Annotated in this window: 21 protein-coding genes and 1 pseudogene; 3 read left to right on the top strand and 19 right to left on the bottom strand. The window is 67.2% G+C overall.

Going from position 1 to position 19,458, the window contains the following annotated elements:
• Positions 1-95: 95 nt before the first annotated feature.
• The 4 genes and pseudogenes from pdxY to Q8M82_RS09195 form a co-directional block, all read right to left on the bottom strand.
• On the bottom strand, positions 96-944 hold the full coding sequence (pdxY, locus tag Q8M82_RS09210; RefSeq protein ID WP_305691065.1) for a pyridoxal kinase PdxY: 849 nt from the start codon (positions 942-944) through the stop codon (positions 96-98).
• Between the two features lie 125 nt (positions 945-1,069).
• A complete protein-coding gene (locus Q8M82_RS09205; protein WP_371126285.1) occupies positions 1,070-2,095 on the bottom strand; it encodes an ABC transporter substrate-binding protein in 1,026 nt (341 codons plus the stop codon).
• Positions 2,096-2,289: 194 nt separating this feature from the next.
• The gene (locus tag Q8M82_RS09200; protein ID WP_305691063.1) at positions 2,290-3,078 is read right to left on the bottom strand and encodes an ABC transporter permease; all 789 of its coding nucleotides are present in this window, start codon (positions 3,076-3,078) and stop codon (positions 2,290-2,292) included.
• Positions 3,075-3,959: pseudogene (locus Q8M82_RS09195) on the bottom strand (ABC transporter ATP-binding protein). Before Q8M82_RS09195 ends, Q8M82_RS09200 begins: the two are co-directional and overlap by 4 nt.
• Positions 3,960-4,174: 215 nt before the next feature.
• Between Q8M82_RS09195 and Q8M82_RS09190 the strand changes: the two are divergent.
• On the top strand, positions 4,175-4,714 hold the full coding sequence (locus Q8M82_RS09190; RefSeq protein WP_305691062.1) for a DedA family protein: 540 nt from the start codon (positions 4,175-4,177) through the stop codon (positions 4,712-4,714).
• Positions 4,715-4,909: 195 nt separating this feature from the next.
• On the opposite strand, the gene Q8M82_RS09185 is transcribed toward Q8M82_RS09190, so the two are convergent.
• The 9 genes from Q8M82_RS09185 to Q8M82_RS09145 all read right to left on the bottom strand — a co-directional run bounded on the left by Q8M82_RS09185 (position 4,910) and on the right by Q8M82_RS09145 (position 11,513).
• Positions 4,910-5,134, bottom strand: coding sequence for a hypothetical protein (locus tag Q8M82_RS09185; RefSeq protein ID WP_305691061.1), 225 nt, complete (start codon positions 5,132-5,134; stop codon positions 4,910-4,912).
• A 22-nt stretch (positions 5,135-5,156) separates the two neighbouring features.
• Positions 5,157-5,333, bottom strand: a complete 177-nt coding sequence (locus Q8M82_RS09180) for a hypothetical protein (RefSeq protein WP_305691060.1) — start codon at positions 5,331-5,333, stop codon at positions 5,157-5,159.
• A gap of 240 nt (positions 5,334-5,573) precedes the next feature.
• Entirely contained in the window at positions 5,574-6,593 is a 1,020-nt protein-coding gene (gene ilvC, locus Q8M82_RS09175; protein ID WP_305691059.1) for a ketol-acid reductoisomerase, read from the bottom strand.
• A 37-nt stretch (positions 6,594-6,630) separates the two neighbouring features.
• The gene (locus tag Q8M82_RS09170) at positions 6,631-7,281 is read right to left on the bottom strand and encodes a TetR/AcrR family transcriptional regulator C-terminal domain-containing protein (protein WP_305691058.1); all 651 of its coding nucleotides are present in this window, start codon (positions 7,279-7,281) and stop codon (positions 6,631-6,633) included.
• 115 nt (positions 7,282-7,396) lie between these two features.
• Positions 7,397-7,609, bottom strand: coding sequence for a hypothetical protein (locus Q8M82_RS09165; RefSeq protein ID WP_305691057.1), 213 nt, complete (start codon positions 7,607-7,609; stop codon positions 7,397-7,399).
• Between the two features lie 39 nt (positions 7,610-7,648).
• The gene (gene ilvN / locus Q8M82_RS09160; RefSeq protein WP_305691056.1) at positions 7,649-8,188 is read right to left on the bottom strand and encodes an acetolactate synthase small subunit; all 540 of its coding nucleotides are present in this window, start codon (positions 8,186-8,188) and stop codon (positions 7,649-7,651) included.
• Positions 8,185-8,898, bottom strand: coding sequence for a glutathione S-transferase family protein (locus Q8M82_RS09155; RefSeq protein ID WP_305691055.1), 714 nt, complete (start codon positions 8,896-8,898; stop codon positions 8,185-8,187). Before Q8M82_RS09155 ends, ilvN begins: the two co-directional genes overlap by 4 nt.
• On the bottom strand, positions 8,895-9,602 hold the full coding sequence (locus tag Q8M82_RS09150; protein ID WP_305691054.1) for an aspartate/glutamate racemase family protein: 708 nt from the start codon (positions 9,600-9,602) through the stop codon (positions 8,895-8,897). The genes Q8M82_RS09155 and Q8M82_RS09150 overlap by 4 nt, the downstream gene beginning before the upstream one ends.
• Before the next feature lie 147 nt (positions 9,603-9,749).
• Positions 9,750-11,513: an acetolactate synthase 3 large subunit gene (locus Q8M82_RS09145; RefSeq protein WP_305691053.1), complete on the bottom strand. Its 1,764-nt coding sequence runs from the start codon at positions 11,511-11,513 to the stop codon at positions 9,750-9,752.
• Positions 11,514-11,844: 331 nt separating this feature from the next.
• On the opposite strand from Q8M82_RS09145, the gene Q8M82_RS09140 reads away from it, so the two are divergent.
• Positions 11,845-13,305 (top strand): GGDEF domain-containing protein, encoded by a 1,461-nt coding sequence (locus Q8M82_RS09140; protein WP_305691052.1) that lies wholly within the window; start codon positions 11,845-11,847, stop codon positions 13,303-13,305.
• On the opposite strand, the gene miaA is transcribed toward Q8M82_RS09140, so the two are convergent.
• A complete protein-coding gene (miaA, locus tag Q8M82_RS09135; protein ID WP_305691066.1) occupies positions 13,292-14,170 on the bottom strand; it encodes a tRNA (adenosine(37)-N6)-dimethylallyltransferase MiaA in 879 nt (292 codons plus the stop codon). The two genes, Q8M82_RS09140 and miaA, sit on opposite strands and share 14 nt — an antisense overlap.
• A 92-nt stretch (positions 14,171-14,262) precedes the next feature.
• Between miaA and serB the strand changes: the two genes are divergently transcribed.
• Positions 14,263-15,147, top strand: a complete 885-nt coding sequence (gene serB, locus Q8M82_RS09130) for a phosphoserine phosphatase SerB (RefSeq protein WP_305691051.1) — start codon at positions 14,263-14,265, stop codon at positions 15,145-15,147.
• Positions 15,148-15,294: 147 nt separating this feature from the next.
• On the opposite strand, the gene Q8M82_RS09125 is transcribed toward serB, so the two are convergent.
• From Q8M82_RS09125 to hflK, 5 genes are all read right to left on the bottom strand, one after another.
• Positions 15,295-15,636, bottom strand: coding sequence for a DHCW motif cupin fold protein (locus Q8M82_RS09125; protein WP_305691050.1), 342 nt, complete (start codon positions 15,634-15,636; stop codon positions 15,295-15,297).
• A 151-nt stretch (positions 15,637-15,787) separates the two neighbouring features.
• Positions 15,788-17,326, bottom strand: a complete 1,539-nt coding sequence (locus Q8M82_RS09120; RefSeq protein ID WP_305691049.1) for a Do family serine endopeptidase — start codon at positions 17,324-17,326, stop codon at positions 15,788-15,790.
• 143 nt (positions 17,327-17,469) lie between these two features.
• Positions 17,470-17,655, bottom strand: a complete 186-nt coding sequence (locus Q8M82_RS09115) for a DUF2065 domain-containing protein (RefSeq protein WP_305691048.1) — start codon at positions 17,653-17,655, stop codon at positions 17,470-17,472.
• Positions 17,656-17,673: 18 nt separating this feature from the next.
• Entirely contained in the window at positions 17,674-18,603 is a 930-nt protein-coding gene (gene hflC / locus Q8M82_RS09110) for a protease modulator HflC (RefSeq protein WP_305691047.1), read from the bottom strand.
• The coding region (hflK, locus tag Q8M82_RS09105; protein ID WP_305691046.1) for an FtsH protease activity modulator HflK at positions 18,600-19,458 on the bottom strand (859 nt) is incomplete at its 5' end. The genes hflC and hflK, both read right to left, overlap by 4 nt.

The raw sequence follows: 19,458 nt of genomic DNA, 5'->3' as shown, positions 1-19,458 counted from the left end.
TCCAGAGATGTGCGGAGCCTCCTGGACCATCCTTCGAGACGCGCCTGGCGGCGCTCCTCAGGATGAGGGCTGAGGGAAGGAGGCCACATGGCGCTCTACAGCGTCTCGGGCACGAACTGGTGCGTCGGCGTCACGAACTCGTCCTGCGCCGCCACCGTCAAAATCTCGCGGGAGCCCGCCTCCTTGGTGCGCTTGAGCAGGCCGTAGATCGAGGCTGCGGCCTTGGCCAATGCGGCGGCGGCGGATTCCTCGCGCAGGTAATGCACGAAGAACAGCGCCGCGATCGCGTCCCCCGCGCCGTTGACGCTGACATCGAGCTTGGGCGTGCGGATGCGGAAGGCGCCTTTCGCATCGGCCGCCATCAGGTCGATCGAGTCGGCGGGCGTCTCGTCGGTGACGAGCGAGGTGACGAGCACGACCTTCGGCCCGGCATCGCGCAGCGCCTCGACCGCGCGATGCGCATCGGCGATCGTGCGGATCTCGATATCGGTCAGCAGTTCGAGCTCGAACTGGTTGGGCGTGACGATGTCGGCCGCAGGCACCGCCTGCTCCCGCATGAACTCCGGAATGCCCGGACGCACGAAGACGCCGCGCCCGACATCGCCCATCACCGGGTCGCAGCAATAGACGGCCTTCGGATTGGCCGCCCGGACGCGCTCGACTGCCGAGAGGATGGCATGGCCGATATCGGCCGAGCCCATATAGCCCGAGAGCACGCCGGTGCAGGACGGCAGCACGCCGCGCTCGGCGATGCCCTCCATCACCTCATCGATCATCCCGCCATCGAAGACGCGGCCCTTCCAGGCGCCATAGCCGGTGTGGTTCGAGAACTGCACGGTATGGATCGGCCAGACCTCGACGCCCAGGCGCTGCATCGGGAAGACGGCGGAGGCGTTGCCGACATGGCCATAGGCGACATGCGACTGAATCGAGAGGATGTTCATGGGAAGGGATGCGGGTCCGCGGATGGATCAAAAAAGACGCGGCAACCTAACGGCTGCCGCGTCCAAAACCAATGCAAAGAGGTGATGGGTGACCCCGTACCCCTGTGGTCGCCCGGGCGTCGGGCTCAGCTGCCGAGGGCCGCCTTCTTCGCAAAGCTGTCGATGAAGGTCTTGGTCAGATCCACGTCGGACTTCGCCAGTTCCGGATCGAGCAGCTTGAGCGCGTCATACATGCTCTTCATCGCATCGGGCGTCGAAATGCCGGTGCGCGAATAGCTCTCGAGCGAGTTCTGCACCGAGCGCAGATAGAGCGGCTTGTCGCCGAGGTGATACTCGGCCGGGACGAGATCGGCAACGTCCTCGGGCTTGGCGGTCTCCAGCCATTTCAGCGCCTTGACGAAGGCGTTGACCAGCTTCTGCGTCGTCACCGGGTTCTTCTCGGCGAAATCGCCCTTGAGATAGAGCACGGCGGCCGGGTTCGAGCCGCCGAAGAGGGCATTGGTGCCGGCCTCCGTGCGGGTGTCGATCAGCGCGACGACATCGCCATCCGCCTCCAGCTTCGACGTCACCGGATCGAGATGCGAGATGATGTCGACCTGCTTCTGCTTCATCGCCGCCACCGCGCTGGCACCGGCGCCGACGCCGATGATGGGCGCATCGCTGGCCTTCAGCCCGGCCTTGACCATGGCGTATTGCGCCGTCAGCGCCGTCGAGGAGCCCGGCGCGGTGACGCCGATCTTGAGGCCCTTGAAATCGGCGGCAGATTTGACCTTGTCGGCGAGGTCCTTGCGGACGGCGATCGTGATGCCGGGGAAGCGGCCGAGCTCGACCACGGCGCGCACATCCTGCCCCTTGGCCTGCATGCGGATCGTGTGCTCATAGGCGCCGGTGACGACGTCGACCGAGCCGCCGACCAGCGCCTGCAGCGACTTCGCGCCGCCGCCGAAATCATTGATCGTGACGTTGAGCCCCTGCTCCTTGAAGAAACCCTTCCGCTCGGCGACCGTCAGCGGCAGGTAATAGAGCAGCGCCTTGCCACCGACGCCGAGGGTGACGTCGGCCTTCTCGGCCGCCTGTGCGAGGGCGCCCTGGGGAGCGAAGCCGAGCGCGGTGGACAGGGCGAGCGCGGCCAGCGCCGCGCGGCGTGAAATCGTCATGGGTGTTCCTCCGGTTGGTCGGGTGGGCGCCTCTCGCGGGCGCGTTGAGAGCGAGGATAGGCGAGGTCCGGCTAGACGAGCAAGAACGACGTCATGGCGAACGCAGCGAAGCCATCCAGCAACGTGGAGCGCGGCGGTTGTGGATTGCTTCGCTGCGCTCGCGATCACGGCGGTGGCGATGGTTGCCCTCACACCGTCGTCGAACTCTGACCCGGCCGCCAGACCAGAAGCCGCTTCTCGACCATGGTGACGAGGGAATCGATCGCGATCACGAAGATCATCAGGATCAGCATGCCCGAGAACACGCCCGTGACGTCGAAGACGCTCTCGGCTTCGTGGATCTTGTAGCCGAGCCCCGCCGAGGAGCCGAGATATTCGCCGACTACCGCGCCGATCAGCGCGAAGCCGACCGAGGTGTGAAGCGACGAGAACATCCAGGTCAGCGCGGACGGCCAGTAGACGTGGCGGAAGAGCTGGCGTTCGTTCATGCCGAGCATCCGGGCATTGGCCAGCACCGTCGGCGAAACCTCGCGCACGCCCTGATAGACGTTGAAGAAGACGATGAAGAATACCAGCGTGAAGCCGAGCGCGACCTTGGACCAGATGCCCAGCCCGAACCAGAGTGCGAAGATCGGCGCCAGCACGACGCGCGGCAGGGCATTGGCGGCTTTGATATAGGGGTCGAACACCGCGGCCAGCAATTGCTGCCGGGCGAAGGCGAAGCCGAAGAAGATGCCCGCCGCCGAGCCGATGACGAAGGCCAGCACCGTCTCCGTCAGGGTGATGCCGATATGCCAGTAGATCTCGGTTCCAGTCAGCTGGTTCCAGGTCCGGGCGATCACGGCCGCCGGCGTCGAGAAGAAGAACTGGATCGTCTTGACCTCGCCCATGATCGGATAGGCGGTAACGACATGCCAGATCAGCAGCGCGACGACCATGACCATCGCCTGCAGGAACAGAAGCTTGGCGCGCTTCATGGCGTCGCTCCCTCGAGCAGTTCCTTGCCCTCGCCCATCGCATAGGCTTTCTGCACCTCGACCCGAAGCGACGCCCAGATGTCGCGGTGGATCTCGTGGAAGGCCTTTTCCAGCCTGATCTCGGCAATGTCGCGCGGGCGTGGCAGGCTCACGCGATAATCGGCGACGATGCCGGCCGCAGGCCCCGCCGACATCACCACGACGCGGTCCGACAGCGCGATCGCCTCCTCCAGGTCATGGGTGACGAAGATCAGGGCCTTGCGGTGGCGCGACCAGAGATCGAGTAGGAGATTGCCCATGATCTGACGCGTCTGCGCATCGAGATGACCGACGGGCTAGTCCATCAGCAGGATCTCGGGATTGCGGATCAGGACCTGCGCCAGCGCCACCCGCTTGCGCTGCCCGCCCGAGAGCATGTGAGGGTAGCGGTCGACGAAGGCGCGCAAGCCCACCCGCGCCAGCCAGTCCCGCGCGCGCTTGTCGGCCTCGGCGTCCGACACGCCCATCGGCTCGAGCGCGACCTTCACGTTGTCGAGCGCCGTCTTCCACGGCATCAGCGCGTCGGCCTGGAAGAGATAGCCGGCCCGGCGGTTCAGGCCGGAGAGCGCTTCGCCGAAGATGGTTACCGTGCCGGACGAGGGCGTCAGCAGCCCCGCCGCCGCATTGAGGAGCGTCGATTTTCCGCACCCCGTCGGTCCGACGACCGAGACGAACTCACCCGCCGTGACCGAGAGGTCGATCCCCGTCACCGCCTGATAGCGCTGGCCGCCTTCGAGATGAAAGGTAATGTCGAGCCCGCCCAGCGCGACCGCTGGCGCTGCCGCGGGCTGAGACAATGCGGAAGCTCCCGCCGACGCGTGCGGGTGATCTGGCAACGCCATGAAGTCCGTTTCCTCGTCGGTGCCGGGCGCTCTTGTCGGCGCCGCCGCGACCCGTGAATCCCGTTCGGGGGCAGATTAGGCGAAGGTTCGGCGAAGGCAAACCCTGCGACGCACGTACCCGACGAACCGGGCCGCCCTTCGCCGAAAACCGGTTGCGCTGCGGCAGCGCCGCAGCGATAAGCCGCGGGCCCTTCAACCCGCATCCCGGAACGGACATGGCCCAACTCGAACTGTGGATGGCGGCACTCGTCGACTTTATGCGTGCCAATCAGGAATGGGCGATCCCGATCGTCTTCCTGATCGCGTTTTGCGAATGCGTCGCGCTGCTGTCTTGGCTCGTGCCCGCGACGGTGTTCTTCACCGCCTTCGGCGCCGTCGCCGGCGCATCGGGACTCGCTCTCGGGCCGCTGGCACTCGCCGCCTCGATGGGCGCCGGCTTCGGCTTCTGGATTTCCTATTGGGCCGGCTTGGTGCTGGGACCGCGCGTCGACGACTACTGGCCCTTCCGCAACAATCCGCAGATGCTCCAGCGCGGACATGTCTTTTTCGAGAAATGGGGCGTCGCCAGCATCCTGATCGGCCACTTCTTCGGGCCGCTGAGGGCTGTGGTCGCGATCGTCGCGGGTATCGTCAAAATGCCGTTCTGGCCGTTCCAGATCGCCAACTGGCTGGCGTCGCTCGCCTGGGGGTTCAGCCTGATTTATGGCGGCGGCACCCTGGCCGAAATGGCCAAGCAGGGCCTGCTCTGGCGCTAACCCCGGCGCAACCGGATCGACCTCACGCCATGCCGAGGATGACTGCGGCCAGAAGGGCCATGCAGAGGATTAGCCCGACGAGGGCCGCAACTGGGCCGTGGAGAACCTTGGACATCGTCATCGCGACCTCCATGCCGGCGACCGGACTGCCCGGCACCTTGACCTGCCCTCAAGACTTCAGTGCCACCCGCAACGTCAGGCGATCCACTCGACGGCGAACCAGGCGACCACCGCCAGCACGAGACCGCCGACCAGCACCATCAGCACGCGCGGACCGAGGAAGCCCTGCCGCGCCTCGACCGGCGTTTCCACCGCCGGGCTGGCATTGGTGTGATCATCCGCCCGCATCGGCGGCACCGGATCGCCACCGGAGAGGTTTTCGCCCTGCGCCTTGGCGCGTTGCTCGACATTGCTGTTCATTTCGGTCTCTCCGCTGATCGGCTCAGCCCGGGATCAGGGCGATGAAGGTGTTGAACAGGAGCGCCAGGACCGAGCCGCCGATCACGGCCGTCAGGATCAGCCCGTCCTCGGCAGGCTCATGCGACGCAGCCCGGACCTCGGGCTGATGGACACGCTCTTGCGGCACCCGTCGCACGGCTTCAGTCCTGTCCGGTCCCATCTCTCGCTCTCCCGTTTATCCGTCGGAGAGGGAACGCACGCTGGCCACACCGGTTCCGACACAGGCAGACAACGACACAGGATGAATGAGAAAGGGCGGGCGCATCGCTGCACCCGCCCCCGCTCCGGCAAGCCGAAACGCTGTGATATCAGACACTTGCTGTAAGAATCTGAATCGATCTCGCAGACACTTGAATCAGCTCGGGAGGCGCTATCTCGCGAGAGCGCCGAGCCCAGCCGATCAGTTCTTGCTTTTGTCGACCAGCGCCTTGGCCTTGATCCAGGGCATCATGTCGCGGAGCTTGGCGCCGACCTCCTCGATCGGATGGGCGGCGTACCGCGCGCGCGTCGCCTTGAACGAGGTCTGGTTGACCTTGTTCTCCAGCATCCAGTCGCGGGTGAACTTGCCCGACTGGATGTCGGTGAGCACGCGCTTCATCTCGGCCTTGGTCTCGGCCGTGATGATGCGCGGGCCGGTGACGTATTCGCCATACTCGGCCGTGTTCGAGATCGAGTAGTTCATGTTCGCGATGCCGCCCTCATAGATCAGATCGACGATCAGCTTCACCTCGTGCAGGCACTCGAAATAGGCCATCTCGGGCGCGTAGCCCGCCTCGGTCAGCGTCTCGTAGCCGGCCTTGATCAGCTCGACCAGGCCGCCGCAGAGCACGACCTGCTCGCCGAACAGATCGGTCTCGCACTCTTCCTTGAAGGTCGTCTCGATGATGCCGGCGCGGCCGCCGCCATTGGCCGAGGCGTAGGACAGGCCAAGGTCATGGGCGTTGCCGGTCGCGTCCTGATGGATCGCGATCAGCGTCGGCACGCCGCCGCCGCGCTGGTATTCCGAACGCACCGTGTGGCCGGGGCCCTTGGGGGCGACCATCAGCACGTCGAGGTCCTTGCGCGGCTCGATCAGGTTGAAATGCACGTTGAGGCCGTGCGCGAACAGCAAAGCCGCACCCTCCTTCATGTTGGCGTGCAGCTCGTCGCGATAGATGTCGCCCTGCAACTCGTCAGGGGTCAGCATCATCATGATGTCGGAGACCTTGGCGGCCTCGGACGGGGTCATCACCGTGAAGCCGGCCTCCTCGGCCTTCTTGCGGGTGGCGGAGCCCGCCTTCAGCGCGATGACGACGTCCTTGACGCCGGAGTCGCGCAGGTTCAGCGCATGGGCATGGCCCTGGGAGCCGTAGCCGACGATGCAAACCTTCTTGCCCTTGATCAGGTTGATGTCGGCATCACGATCGTAATAAACGCGCATGTGAGTGGTCCTTCCTTGGGTCGTAGGGGTGGTTTCTTCAGGCTCGCCGGTCGGTTGTCGGCCGTCCGTAAAGGGTCAGGAACTGGTCAGTAGCCCGGGCGGCGTCGCGCGCGATCTCGCCCGGAGCGAAGGTCAGGCTGTCGCCGAGCAGCAGGCGGATCTGCACGTCCCGGCCGACGAGGCCGAAGAAGCTGCGAAACGCCGTCTCGGAATCCTCGAACGCCAGAAGCCCCGCCTCGCGCCCGGCCTCGAGCACCGGGCGCAACCGCTCGCCGATGGCGAAGCGCCCATTTGCCAGCACGATGCCGCCGAGATTGCTCTTGCGCGAGGCCGCGTGGCCGATCGCCAGGCGGTTCAGCGCAATCGAGGTCGGACTTGAGATGACGGTCAGCCAGGTCTCGGCGAAGCCCTTCAGGCTGTCGCGCAGCGTCGCGATGTCGAGCGTCGGCCGGTCGTAGCGGCCGGCCCGGACGCGCGCCGCCTGCCAGCGCACCGTCGCGGCCAACAGCCCGTCGCGGTCGCCGAACCATTTGTAGAGCGTCTCCTTCGAGCAGCTCGCCCGGCGGGCGACCGCGGTCATGGTGAGTTGGTCCCCCTCCTCCACCATCAGCGACAGCACGGCTTCGAGCACGGCCTGCTGCCGCGCAGTGGGCTCGTCCGTCTCTGTCAGGGAGGGCGTCGTCGTCATGCGCTCTGGAAGACCGTAAAAAAGACCGTACCGTACGTTACGGTTCGGCTCTCTAGCGCAGCCTTTGTTGGCGCGCAAGCGGCTTCGCCGGGCCGGCGCAGGCCCTGATCCCGGTCTAGCCTCCGCCCGCCTGCTGGCTCGCGACACGCTGCAGGAAGATCGCCGCCGCTGTCAGCACGAAACCAGCCCACCAGAGCGGCGAGCGCAGGCTTGCGCCGCTGCCGGGGGCGGCAGTCGGCGCCTTGCCGGAGACCCGCATCAGGATCGGCCAGAGGAAACAGCCGAGGCCGGCGAGGCCGAGGCCGAGCGCAATCTGTTCGAGGGTCATGATCCCGATAATCCGGCGCCCACCAGGTCCGGAGTCATTCTACATCGCCTCTGGGCCGCGGCTCATCGCTGCAATGCCGGTGCGCGACACCTCGGTCAGCCCCACCGCCGTCATCAGCTTGATGAAGCGCTCGATCTCCTCGGTCGTGCCGGTCAGTTCGAAGACGAAGGAGGTCAGCGAGGCGTCGAGCGTGCGTGCGCCGAAGGCTGCCGCCAGCCGCATCGCCTCGACCCGGTGCTCGCCTTTGCCGACCACCTTGACCAGGGCAAGCTCGCGCTCCAGCGCCTCCCCCTGAAGCGTCAGGTCGACGACGCGATGGACGGGCACGAGCCGGTCGAGATGGGCCTTGATCTGGTCGATGACCGCCGAAGTCCCGGAGGTCACGACGGTGATGCGCGAGAGGTGCTTCTCATGCTCGGTCTCGGACACCGTCAGGCTCTCGATGTTGTAGCCGCGGCCGGAAAACAGGCCCGCGATGCGCGCCAGCACGCCCGGCTCGTTGTCGACGATCACCGCCAGGGTGTGGCGGGCGATGGGCTGGGCGACGGGGGCGTTGGGGTAATGCGACGACGTGTTCATGGAGAGACCCGGCTGCGGCTGAGAAAGGAACGGTGGTCGGTGAGGACCGGCTCGTCGGCCTCGTCCTCGGCAATGATCCAGGGCTCCGCGAAGGCGGCCATCCGCCACGACGCATAGCCCTTCGTCGCCTGCACGGCGTCGCAATAGGCGCCGCAGACATCGTCGGGGCGGATGCCGTAGCCCGAAAATCGCGCCGTAACCGGCGCGAACATGGCGTCGGCCGCCGAAAAGGCGCCGAACAGGAAGGGCCCGCCGGCGCCGAAACGCGCCCGCGCCTCGTTCCAGATCGCGGCGATCCGCGCCACGTCGGCGGCGACCTTCGGCCCGCGGTCGCGTGGGGGATGAACCCAGGCGAGGTTCATCGGGCAGGCGCCGCGCAGGGCCTGGAAGCCGGCATGCATCTCGGCCGAGATCGAGCGCGCCATCGCCTTCGCTGCCGGGTCGCGCGGCCAGATCGCCAGATCCGGTCGCGTGTCGGCGATATGATCCAGGATCGCCAGCGATTCCCAGACCCGGATATCGCCGTCGATCAGCGCCGGCACCTTGCCCGCCGGGGTGAAGCCCGAAATCACCCGCTTCCATTCGGGATCGTCGAAGGTCTGGCCGAAGGGGATCAGCACCTCCTCGAAGGGAATACCGAACTCCGTCAGCAGCAGCCAGGGCCGCAGCGACCAGGAGGAGTGGTTCTTGTTGGCGATGACGAGTTTCATGCCGCCTGGCTTTCTGCCGAAAGCGCGAAGTCGAGCGCGGCCTCGACATGCAGCGCCGTGGTGTCGAAGACCGGCAGGTCGATGTCATCCTGCCCGATCAGCAGCCCGATCTCGGTGCAGCCGAGGATCACGCCGTCGGCGCCCTGCCCCGCCGCCTCGGCGATGATCGCCAGATAGCGCGCCTTCGAGGCCGGCTCGATGCGGCCGCGACAGAGTTCCTCATAGATGACGCGGTGGATCTCGGCCCGCTCGACATCGCCCGGGACCACGGCCTCGACCCCGAAGGCCGCGAGCCGGCCGAGGTAGAAGCGCTGTTCCATCGTGAAGCGCGTCGCCAGCAGCAGCGGCCGGCGGACGCCCTGGCGCTTCACGGCCTTGGCGGTGACATCGGCCAGATGCAGGAAGGGGACGCGCGTCGCGGCGGTGATCCTGTCGGCCACCTTGTGCATGGTGTTGGTGCACAAGACGATGCAGCCGGCTCCCGCCCGCTCCAACCGCAGCGCGCTCGAGGCCAGCATGGCGCCAGCTCCCTCCCAATCGCCCTGCGCCTGCATCTCGGCGATCGGCGCGAAGTCGAGCGAGTGCAGCAGGATGTCGGCCGAATGCAGCCCTCCCTTCCGCGCCCGCACGCCCTCGTTCAGCAGCCGGTAATAGACCGCCGTCGATTCCCAGCTCATCCCGCCGATCAGGCCGATCATGGTCATGGTCATATCCCCTCAGCCCTCATCCTGAGGAGCGGGCGCAAGCCCGCGTCCCAAAGGATGATCCAGATGTCTCCCGAGCCACCCGGAGCATCCTTCGAGACGCGCCTGCGGCGCTCCTCAGGATGAGGGCTGAGAGAAACCAGCCCGTCACACCAGCTGTTTGCCCTTGGCGTCGATGATCTCGCCGGTGTCGCCCTCGAAATCGGGCAGGATCATCTCGTTATGGGCCTTGCCCGAGGGGATCATCGGGAAGCAGTTCTCCTGCTTGGCGACGAGGCAATCGAAGATCACCGGCTTGGGCGTCTCGATCATCTCCATGATCGCATCGTCCAGCGAGTCCGGATCCGAGCAGCGGATGCCGTGGCCGCCATAGGCCTCGGCCAGCTTCACGAAATCGGGCAGGGATTCCGAATAGCTCTCGGAATAGCGCCCGCCATGCAGCAGCTCCTGCCACTGGCGCACCATGCCCATGTACTCGTTGTTCAGGATGAAGATCTTGACCGGCAGGCGGTACTGCACCGCGGTGGACATCTCCTGCATGTTCATCAGGATCGAGGCCTCGCCCGCGATGTCGATGACCAGCGCCTTGGGATGCTTCATCTGCACGCCGATGGCGGCCGGCAGGCCATAACCCATCGTCCCGAGACCACCCGACGTCATCCAGCGATTGGGCTCCTCGAAGCGGTAATACTGCGCCGCCCACATCTGGTGCTGGCCGACCTCGGTCGTGATGTAGGTGTCGCGGTTCTTGGTCAGCTCATAGAGCCGCTCGATCGCATATTGCGGCTTGATGACCGATCCGGACTGCTTGTAGGCGAGGCTCTGGCGGGCCCGCCAGCCGTCGATCTGCGTCCACCAGGCGGTGAGCGCGGTCTTGTCGATCTGGGGCGAAGTCTCGCGCCAGACGCGGACCATGTCCTCGAGCACATGGGCGCAGTCGCCGACGATGCCGATGTCGACCTTGACGGTCTTGTTGATCGAGGATGGGTCGATGTCGATATGGATCTTCCGCGAGCGCGGCGAGAAGCCGTCGAGCCGCCCGGTGATCCGATCGTCGAAGCGGGCGCCGATATTGATCATCACGTCGCAGTCATGCATCGCGAGATTGGCCTCGTAGGTCCCGTGCATGCCGAGCATGCCGAGCCACTGCTTGTCGGCGGCGGGATAAGCGCCGAGCCCCATCAGCGTCGAGGTCACCGGGAAACCGGTCAGCCGCACGAGTTCCCGCAGCAGCGCGGAGGCGTGCGGGCCGGCATTGATGACGCCGCCGCCGGTGTAGAACACCGGCTTCTTGGCGCTCGCCATCAGCGCGACCGCCGCCTTGATCTTGTTGAGGTCGCCCTTGACGGTCGGCCGGTAGGTCTTGTGCTGGTTGTCGCGCGGCCGGCTGTAGAGCCCGCTCGCGAACTGGATGTCCTTGGGGATGTCGATGACGACCGGGCCGGGCCGGCCATTCGCCGCGACGAAGAACGCCTCGTGCAGGATGCGGGGCAGGTCCGCGATGCTCTTCACCAGGTAGTTGTGCTTGGTGCAGGAGCGCGTGATGCCGACCGTGTCGCATTCCTGGAAGGCGTCGGAGCCGATCAGATGCGTCGGCACCTGCCCGGTGATGACGACGAGCGGGATCGAATCCAGCAGCGCGTCGGTCAGCCCGGTGACCGCGTTCGTCGCGCCGGGGCCGGAGGTGACGAGGACGCAGCCGACCTTGCCCGCCGTCGAGCGCGCATAGCCCTCGGCCGCGTGAACGGCGCCCTGCTCGTGGCGGACGAGGACGTGCTTGACCTTGTCCTGCTGGAACAGCGCGTCATAGATCGGCAGCACGGCGCCTCCGGGATAGCCGAACAGATGTTCGACGCCCTGATCCTGAAGCGCGCGGACGACCATTTCGGCACCGGTCATCATCTCGCTCATAACGGTCTCCTGCGGCAGTTCGGTGGACAACGAGGTCGGGAAGCGGGCAATAAAAAAGGCCCGCGAGGGGCCTGGACGTGCGCTGGCGTCGGGAAGACGCGGCTCTCGCGAGAACCGGCCCCTACCAGCGCACCCCTACGATAATAAGCTTGCGCATCGCGCCACGACCCTTTGCAGATGTTGCGGGACGCTAGACGAGGGCGGGCGCCGGGTCAAGCGCCTCCGCAGCGCCCCATCCGGACGACGGCGCTGCGAAAAAGGCGATGGCCCGGCGGAACACTTTCTCAACCACCGGTTGGTAGCGTTCGGTCAGCCGGTCCGAGAGAAGGCCATGTACCAAGAAGTCCATACCGACCATATCGCTGCGAGAGCCAACGCGCCCGAGATCGGCCAGTTGCTGCAGCGCTTCGAGCGCTGCGCGCGCGATGCGTCGGGCGTCTCCTTCGAGAGCTTTCGCGATGAGGTCATGCCGCGATTCGGCGACGACCTGATGGTGCTGACCCCGACCGGGGATGGCGACTACGCCTTCAGCCATTTCGGGCGTGAGATCATCCGCTATGTCGGCGCGGACCGGCTGCGTCAGCGCGTCTCGGCCATGACCGGGCGGGTCGCGACCTTTACCATCGATTGCTGCGACCGCGCCCTCGCCGAGGGCCGCGCCACCTATACGGTGCACCGGTCGCTCGCGAGCGTGCGCGTCTGCCTCTGGGAGAGGCTGCTGATGCCGGCGACGGCGGCGGACGGCAGCCGCCGCCTCATCGTCTTCAGCCGTCCGCTGCAATTCCATGAGGAATTGCTCATGGCCGTGCTCGACACCTCGCCCTCCGGCATCGTCGCGCTGCGGGCCTTCCGCGATCCGGCCGGCCAGCTCGACCGCCTGGTCGTCATCACCGCCAACCACCAGGCGGCGGCGATCGCGGGACGCGCGGACGCCGACCTCCTCGATCTCGACGCCCGGCTCGCCCTGCCCTTCCTCGCGGATCCCCAGGTCTGGCAGCGCTGTCTCTTTGCGCTCGAATTGCGACGGCCCGACCGCATCGAGGCCTCGTGGAGCGCCGGGGGCAGGACCGTCTGGCTTCAGATCGCGGTCGCACCGCTGGGCGATGGCCTGGTGATGACCATCAGCGACATCTCCGAACTCGTCGTCGCCAATCAGACGCTGCAGAGCCGCGCCGCGACGCTCGCCCTCGAGGTCAGCCGCGAACGCGCGACGCGCCGCGCCCTGTCGGAAGAGATGGGGCACCGCGACGAGCGCGAGCTGGAGTTGCGCCGCCTGGCCGAGACCGACCCGCTGACGGCGCTGCTCAACCGCCGATCCTTCACCGAAAAGGCCATGCGAGCGATCCAGGCCAGCGATGATGGCGGCACCGACGTCTCCCTGATCATCGTCGACATCGATCACTTCAAGGCCGTGAATGACTGCCACGGCCATCTCGCGGGCGATGCGGTGATCCGGGCCTTCGCCGATCTCCTGCTCGGCCAGGTCCGCATGGAACGCGATCTGGTGGGCCGCTTCGGCGGCGAGGAATTCGCCCTGCTGTTGCCCAGCGCCGATCTGGAGGCGGCACTGCGCGTCGCTCTGCGCATTCAGGAAGCACTGGCCTCCCGTCTCCTGCCCGTCTCGGAAACACTCGCGTTGCCGGTCACCGCGAGCCTCGGCATCGCCTGTCGTCAGCGCGGCGAGACCTTGTCCGACCTGATCGCCCGCGCCGACAGGGCGCTCTACCGCGCCAAGCATGACGGGCGCAGTTGCATCCGTCTCGCCGATCCCGATCTCGTCAGCGCCGCCTGAGACCTCGGGCGGTGGGCGCAAGCGCACGCAGCGCCACCTCCAGCGCCGCTTCCGGCGCCACGGCCTCCCACCCCTCCATCTGGTGGCGGAACCAGGTGACCTGCCGCTTGGCATAGGCGCGCGTATCGGCCTGGCCGCGCGCGACCGCCTCGTCCAGCGCCATCGCGCCGTCGAGATGCGCGATCAGCCCCGGCACGCCATGGGCTCGCATCACCGGCAGCAGAGGGTCGAGGCCGCGGGCCTTCAGGCGCTCGACCTCGGTGAGCGCTCCCTGCTCCATCATGGCCACGAAGCGCCGGTCGATCGCGGCCCGCACTGTCTCCCGCTCTGGGCTGACGAAGAGGCGCAGGATATCGAGGCCCGCCAGCGGCCCCGGCTCGCGCGCACCCTGGAAGGCTGCGAGCGAGCGCCCCGTCGCCAGATGCACCTCGATCGCCCGCATGATCCGCATCCGGTCGGAGGGGCGCAGCCTCGCCGCCATCTCCGGATCGCGCCCGGCGAGTTCGGCATGCAGCGTCTCGGTGGCGACGCCATCGGCTCGCTCGCGGAAGGCCGCCCGCACAGCTTCCGGAACCGGAGGCATGGCCGAGAAGCCCTCCGTCAGCGCCTTGAAGTAGAGGCCGGTCCCCCCGACGAGGATCGGCAGCTGCCCGCTTTCGCGCAGTTCCGCCAGCAGCGCCGCGACCTCGGCCGCATAACGCATCGCGGAGTAGTTCACCGACCCGTCGACATGGCCGTAGAGGCGGTGCGGGACGCTCGATTCCTCTTCGGCAGTCGGCCGGGCCGTCAGTACTCGCAGATCGCGATAGATCTGCATCGAGTCGGCGTTGACGACCACGCCGCCGAACGCCCGCGCGAGCGCCATGGCCAGCGCCGACTTGCCGCTCGCGGTCGGACCTGCGATGAGCACGGCCCTGATCCTTTCCGCTGCCCTCGTCACCCGATCCGGCCCCTCACATGCTCGTCGCGACACTGGTTTCCGCCCATGGACAGGCCCTGCTCGACGAGGGCCTGCTGAAGCGGCTCGCCGCCCTGCCCGGCGCACTGCGCACGCAGCGCCTCGACGGCGAGATCGCGGCCGACCTCTTCGCGGAAGCGGCTGATGCGCGCAAGCTCGAAGCCGATCTGCGGCCGGTCCTCGACGGGGCGCAGATCGACATCATGGTCCAGCCGGCCGCGACGCGGCGCAAGGCGCTGTTCCTCGCCGACATGGATTCGACCATGATCGGGCAGGAATGCATCGACGAGCTGGCTGCCTATGTCGGCCTGAAGGAGAAGGTCTCCGGCATCACCGAGCGGGCGATGCGCGGCGAGATCGCCTTCGAGCCGGCGCTGCGCGAACGCGTCGCCCTGCTCAAGGGCGTGCCGCTCTCGGTCGTGGATGAGATCATCCGCGAGCGCATCACGCTGACGCCGGGCGGGCGCGAGCTCGTCATGACGATGCGCCGCCAGGGCGGCTACACCGCGCTGGTCTCGGGCGGCTTCACCGTCTTCACCGGGCCGATCGGCACGACCATCGGCTTCGACGAGCACCGCTCGAACACGCTGCTCGCGCAGGACGGCGTTCTGATCGGCGAAGTCGCGGACCCCATCCTCGGCAAACAGGCCAAGCTCGATGCCCTGCTGGCGCTGCGCGCGCGTCTCGGCCTCACCCCGGCGCAGACGCTGGCAGTCGGCGACGGCGCCAACGACCTCGCCATGCTGGGCGAAGCCGGCCTCGGCGTCGCCTTCCGCGCCAAGCCGGCGGTGGCCGCCGCCGCCCATGCGCGGCTGGACCACGCCGATCTGACGGCAATGCTCTACGCGCAGGGCTATACGGGCGCCGAGATCGTCCGGGCGTAAGCGCTACGCTTTCCCTCACATGCCACGTCATCCTGGACCAGCCGCGAAGCGGCGCAGGCCGGGATCCATCCGAGGGCTCAATGGCGGTCTGCGATGGATCTCGGCCGGCCTTCGGCCGTCCAGGATGACAGCTGGTGACGATCGAACTCAATCCACGATGAACAGCTTAGCCCCCGTCCGGGTCCGCGAGCGATGCGCCTCGGCGCCGTCGGCGACTTGATAGCTCATTCCAGCCTTGAGCGGCATGACGCGCCCATCCTCCAGCGTCGTTTCCATCGAGCCCTCGAGGCAGAGGATGATGTGGCCCTTGGAGCACCAGTGGTCGGCCTCGTAGCCGGGGCTGTACTCGACCATCCGCACCCGGATCCGGTCCTCGGCCGGGCCGAAGAACTGCACGCGCCAGATCGCCTCGCCGACATCCCCCGCATGGTGCTCGGTCGGGACCGTCGACCAGTCGGTCGTGACGAAGGGAATGTCGCTCAGTTTCATCGCAGGCTCTCCGGACGCGTGTGGCCACCCTGCCAGCGCGGGCGTGCCGGCACCAATGCCGATCGGTCATCCCCACCATCACGGCGACGCCGGCCCCATGAAAAAGGGCGGCCTTACGGCCGCCCCGGCATCACAGCGACGAAAGCGTCGCTCAGTTCATCGAAACGGCGACGAAGCGGACCTCGCCCTGGGGGTTGGACACCAGCAGCAGGGCCGACTTCTTGCCCTCCTTCTTCAGCGCATCGAGGCGCTTGGTCACGTCGTCGGGCGAATTCACCGGCTCCTGGCCGATCTCGACGACCAGTTCGCCGACTTGAACGCGCTTGTCGGCGGCGTTCGAGTTCGGATCGACCTTGGTGACCACGACACCCTTGACGCCCTCCTTGATCGAGTAGCGCTTGCGCAACTCCTCGGTCTGAGGCGAGAATTCGAGGCCGAGCGCGGCCGTGACAGCGGGCTTGGCCGGCTCGGACGGTGTACGAGCCGAGGCCGGCTGCACCTTCTCGCCGTCTTCGAGGCGGCCGAGCTTGACCGTCTTCACCTCTTCCTTGCCCTTGCGCATGATCGTGACCGGCACGTCCTTGCCGACCGGCGTCGCGGCGACGATGCGCGGCAGGTCGCGCGAATCCTTGACTTCCTTGCCGTCGAACTTGGTGATCACGTCGCCGACATCGAGGCCGGCGGGCTTGCCCGGACCCTTCTCGTCGACGCCGGCGACCAGCGCGCCGCGCGCCGTGCCCAGCCCGAGCGCCTCGGCAGTGGCGTCGTCGACGCTCTGGATGCGCACGCCGAGCCAGCCGCGGCGGGTCTCGCCGAACTCCTTGAGCTGGTCGACGATCGAGGTCGCCAGCGAGGACGGCACCGCGAAGCCGATGCCGACCGAGCCGCCCGTCGGCGACAGGATCGCCGTGTTGATGCCGATAACCTCACCGGCCATGTTGAACAGCGGCCCGCCCGAATTGCCCTTGTTGATGGCTGCGTCGGTCTGGATGTAGGTGTCGTAGGGGCCCTGCTGGATATCGCGGTTGCGGGCCGAGACGATGCCCGAAGAGACCGAGCCGCCCAGCCCGAACGGATTGCCGATCGCCATCACGGGGTCGCCGATGCGCATCTTGTCGGAATCGCCGAACTTCACCGCCGGCAGCGGCTTGTCGTGCTTCACGCGCAGGACCGCGAGATCGACCTTGGCGTCCTTGCCGACGACCTCCGCCTTGAGCCGCAGGCCGCTGTTGAAGATCACCGTGATCTCGTTGGCGTCGCCGATGACGTGGTTGTTGGTCACGACCAGGCCGGACGCATCGATCACGAAGCCCGAGCCGGCGGACTGGGAACGGCGCTGCTGCGGCGCCTGACCCTGGCCCTGACCCTGCTGGCCCTGGCCGCGACGGTTGAAGAACTCCTCGAACAGATCGCCGAAGGGCGTGTCCGGGCCGAGCTGCGGGATCTGCGGCAGCGTCCGCCCGCGGGTTTCGCTGGTCGTCACGGCAGCGATGTTGACCACCGCCGGCATGACCCGCTCCGCCAGATCCGCCAGCGACATCTGACCCTGCAGGATCGGCGCAGAGGCCGTCTGCGCGGGCGCGAGCACGGGCGAAACCAACAGCGAAAGCACGCCCACACCGGCGGCGAGCGCAATGCGCCGCGAGGCGGGCACCAGGGTTGCGGTAGCCGAGAGGGGTTTGGTTGCCATCAGTGTCCTCGTGAAGAAAATCCGGCCGAGTCACCCGGCACGGGAGCCTTGTCTTCAATTGAACCGCGAAATGCGGCGGAAGGTCGACACACGATCATGCGACCGGCAGGAACGCCGCCGCGTCGCGGCTGGTCAGGCGGACTTCAACCGCGGACGAACCAGACCAGCAGGACGCCGAGCGCGGCCGAGCCGATGCCGATCAGCCGCATGATCTCCGGCGGCGTCTCGGAGGCGCTTCGCAGCGCCTCCTTGGCGAGGTGGGGCACCGCTGCGAACAGGATGCCCTCGATCGCGAAAACGAGGCCCAGCGCCGCAACGAAATCCCACATGCGCGGCGCCGGCCGTTATCAGGGACGGACCGGGGCCGGTGCCGCTGGCGGCGGCGTCGGCTGGGCGTCGTTGCGAGGCGCATTCGGACCGTTGAAGAACCGGAAGAACGGCGAATCCGGAGACAGGACCATCCGCGTGTCGCCCGCCTTGATGCTGGCTTCATAGGCCTGCATCGAGCGGTAGAAGGCGAAGAACTCCTGGTCCTGCCCGAAGGCCTCGGCGAAGACGCGGTTGCGCTCGCCTTCGCCCTGGCCGCGGATCTCGTCGGAACGGCGCTGGGCTTCGGCCACGATCACGGTCGAATCCCTGTCCGCACGGGCCCGGATCTCCTGGGCCTGCTGGGCACCGAGCGCACGCGCCTCCGCGGCCTCGCGCTGACGCTCCGTCTGCATCCGCTGGAACACCGCGGCCGAGTTGGCGGCCGGCAGATCGACGCGGCGCAGCCGGACATCGACCACCGTCATGCCGAAGCGCGCAGCCTCGCGGTTCACCTCGTCGCGGATGCGGTTCATCAGCCGCGCCCGGTCGTTGCGGACCATCGAGATGAAGCTGGCCTCGGCCAACACCGATCGAACGGTACCGTTCACGATCGAGGCGAGCTGCGAGTTCGCGCGCGGGATGTTGTTGACCGCCTGATAGAAGCGCAGCGGATCGGAGATGCGGTAGCGCGTGAAGGCATCGACGACGAGACGCTTCTGGTCCGAGGCGATGATTTCCTGCGCCGGCAGGTCGAGGTCGAGGATTCGGTTGTCGAGCAGAGTGACCTGTTCGAACGGCGCCGGCAGCTTGAAGTAGAGGCCGGGCGCGGTGACGACGCTGCGCACCGCGCCGAAGCGCAGCACCAGGGCCGATTGCGTCTGCTGGACCACGAAGGTCATCGCGTAGAAGACGATCGCGGCGATGCCGAGGACGACGAGCACGCCGATGCGGATGATGCCACCGTTCATCGGACAGCTCCCGTCTGGGCGGCGCCCGCGGCCGGGCGCCTTTGCTGCAGTTGGTCGAGCGGCAGATAGGGCACGACGCCCTGCCCGCTCGCCGAGCCGTCGAGGATGATCTTGTCGGTGCCGCCGAGCACGCGCTCCATCGTCTCGAGGAAGAGGCGCTCGCGCGTCACCGCCGGCGCCAGCTTGTACTGCTCATAGACCGCGTTGAAGCGGCTCGCCTGGCCGAGCGCCTCGGCCACGGTCTGCTCCTTGAAAGCTTCCGCCGACTGGATCAGCTGGGCCGCGCGACCGCGCGATTCCGGCACGACGCGATTGGCATAGGTCTCGGCCTCGTTGCGCAGGCGCTCCTGGTCGGCACGTGCCGCCTGAACGTCGCGGAACGCGTCGATGACCTGCTGCGGCGGATCGACCTTCTGCAGCTGCACGAGGCGGATCTGCACGCCGGCATTGTAGCCGTTCAGCGTGTCCTGCATCAGCTGGCGCACCTCGGTCTCGATCGCGGCGCGATCGGTCGTCAGCACGGGCTGGATGTTGCGCCGGCCGATGATCTCGCGCATCGCGCTCTCGGCGACGGCCTTCACCGTGCCCGGCGGGTCCTGGATGTTGAAGACGTAGTTTTCCGGCGCCGCCGGATCGATCTGCCACTGCACGATCACGTCGATGTCGACGATGTTCTCGTCGCCCGTGAGCATCAGGCTCTCTTCGATCACGTCGGACTGCCGCGAGGCGCGCACGGATTCGATCGTGCGGAAGCCGACCTCGGTGGTGATGACGTTGGTCACCTGCGGCTTGATCACGCTGCCGATCGGATAGGGCCAGTTGTAGTTGAGGCCCTCGCCGGTCTTGCCGATGAAC

The organism is Allobosea sp. (genome assembly GCF_030694325.1).
GTDB lineage: Bacteria > Pseudomonadota > Alphaproteobacteria > Rhizobiales > Beijerinckiaceae > Allobosea.
This window is presented reverse-complemented; position numbering and strand designations above follow the sequence as displayed.